3 protein-coding genes are annotated in these 1,990 nt (G+C 54.5%); all 3 read right to left on the bottom strand.

The features are described 5' to 3' along the window. Nucleotides 1-363 (bottom strand): adenosylcobinamide-GDP ribazoletransferase (locus H6B10_RS14225; RefSeq protein ID WP_204652201.1); only part of this gene is annotated, 363 nt, incomplete at its 3' end. Next, nucleotides 360-899, bottom strand: coding sequence for a bifunctional adenosylcobinamide kinase/adenosylcobinamide-phosphate guanylyltransferase (locus H6B10_RS14230; RefSeq protein WP_204652202.1), 540 nt, complete (start codon nucleotides 897-899; stop codon nucleotides 360-362). The genes H6B10_RS14230 and H6B10_RS14225, both read right to left, overlap by 4 nt. After that, a complete protein-coding gene (gene cobT, locus H6B10_RS14235; RefSeq protein WP_204652203.1) occupies nucleotides 899-1,972 on the bottom strand; it encodes a nicotinate-nucleotide--dimethylbenzimidazole phosphoribosyltransferase in 1,074 nt (357 codons plus the stop codon). Before cobT ends, H6B10_RS14230 begins: the two co-directional genes overlap by 1 nt. Between the last annotated feature and the right edge of the window lie 18 nt (nucleotides 1,973-1,990).

Consider the following 1,990-nt stretch of genomic DNA (forward strand, 5'->3'; position numbering starts at 1 on the left):
AAAATACGTACATACGCGAATCAAGGCAAATGCACCGCAGTGGGGATCTTTGAGGATTTCCTGTTTTTTGGCCGCATCGGCATAGCTCGCCAATGCATCGCAGGTATCCGCATACCCGTCCAGATGAATTCCTCCGGTCACCAGGACCGGTACCAGGCAATATCCGGCAGCTTGCAGCAAAGACGGCACCGGCCACATACGGCATACCACTGCCCATACCAGATAAAACAGCGCACAAACCACCCCAACCAGTGGGAAAGCGCACATGGCATACCGCATATTTTTTTGATTCCAGACAGGCTGCGGTACCGGAATAGCGCTGAACATGGCAAAAGCCACCGCAATGGTTTCCAGTAAAATCATAAGCATTCGCTTCCCTTGTAGTAATATGGGATTCCGCCTACCACTTCACAAACAGCATCTGCACGCTGCGCAATCTGCTGGTGCAAATTTCCCAGGAATCGCAGATATTCTACCGTTTCTTCTTCGTAGTCGGTTCCGCCTGCTCCCACCTCATTGGAGACAATCACAAGATTTTTGCAGCAACGGGCAATATAATCCATTCCGCTCAAAACCGCCTTCTGCGCCGTCATATATCGGCTGCCGGGCGAGTACAGTTCGTTGGCCGCCAGATTTCCCAAATCCTCCAGCAAAATCGTACCACTGTTGTCAAGCATTGGTTCCTGCAATCCTGCCAGATTTTGCGGACATTCTATTGTGATAAAACCCCGCCCCGCTCGTTGGCGACGATGTTTATCAACACGGGCGCGGCATTCATCGTCCCAGATCTGCATAGTAGCCAGATAAAATTTCGAATATTCACCGGCCAGCCGCAGAGCCAGTCGTTCCGCATATTCGCTTTTTCCGCTGCCGGAACCCCCGATTACCAGTACCAACATCAAAAGCCTCCCTGCGGTGTGTAAGGCTGCATGCCGTAATCGGTAAAAGTACTTCCCCGATAAACGGCAAGTGCCATATCCAGCAAAGGCATTGCGGCCACCGCACCGGTTCCTTCGCCCAGGCGCATTCCTGCCGTAATCAGCGGTTTCTTATGCAGAGCCTGTAGCAGCAGGCTACCGGCAGGTTCGGCACTTTGATGGCTGGCAAATACCGCCGCGGAAGCAAGCGGGCACAACCGAACCGCACAAAGGGCTGCTGCCGCACTGATCGCACCGTCTACCAATACCGGTACGTGATACAATGCGCCGCCAAGAAAGATCCCACACAATCCCGCAAGATCAAATCCGCCAACTTTGGCAAGCACATCAACCGGGTCCGCTGCATCGGGGCGGTTGACGTTCAGCGCCTGCTCAATGGCTGTCTGTTTGCGGATAAGCCCCGCGTCGGAAAGCCCTGCTCCGCGTCCGGTCAGTTCTTTCGGCGTATGGCCCAAAAGTGCACAGGTCACAGCCGTTGCCGTCGTTGTATTTCCAATGCCCATCTCTCCGGTGGCAAGCAGCTTTACACCCTCTGCTTTTTGCTTTTGCACCAGCTCAATACCGGTAAGGATCGCTTGTTCCGCCTGCTGCCGGGTCATAGCAGGCCCTTTGGTGATATCCGCCGTACCGTTCCCAACGCGGCAGGAAAGAACGCCTTCCGCCCCCGAAAAATTGAGAATCCCCATATCCACAGGCTGCACCTTGCAGTTGGCAAGAGCTGCCATCCGGCAGACATTGCTTTGCCCTGCTGCCAGCGCATGAGCAACAATGCCGGTCACCTCACTGCCGGACTGGGAAACACCCTGAGCCACCACGCCGTTATCTGCACAAAGCACCAACACGGTACGCGGATTCAGTTCGATTTGCGCTGTACCGGTAAGTGCTGCAATATCGGTGAGCATCGTTTCCAGAATCCCCAGACTTTCCAGCGGCTTCGCACAGGCAGCCCACTTTTTCTGCGCTGCCCGACGTGCCGCTTCGTCCGTCGGCTGAATGGTTTTCAGCAGATCGTTGAGTTCGGTTCCTCGGCTCATGAAAAATGCTTCCTTTCA

It is taken from the genome of Gemmiger formicilis (assembly GCF_016901605.1).
Taxonomy (GTDB): Bacteria; Bacillota; Clostridia; order Oscillospirales; family Ruminococcaceae; genus Gemmiger; species Gemmiger formicilis_B.

What these genes read in the sequence shown, in the direction of transcription:
- cobT (WP_204652203.1), bottom strand. Translation starts at nt 1,972, where the DNA reads ATGAGCCGAGGAACCGAACTCAACGATCTGCTGAAAACCATTCAGCCG.
- H6B10_RS14230 (WP_204652202.1), bottom strand. Translation starts at nt 899, where the DNA reads ATGTTGGTACTGGTAATCGGGGGTTCCGGCAGCGGAAAAAGCGAATAT.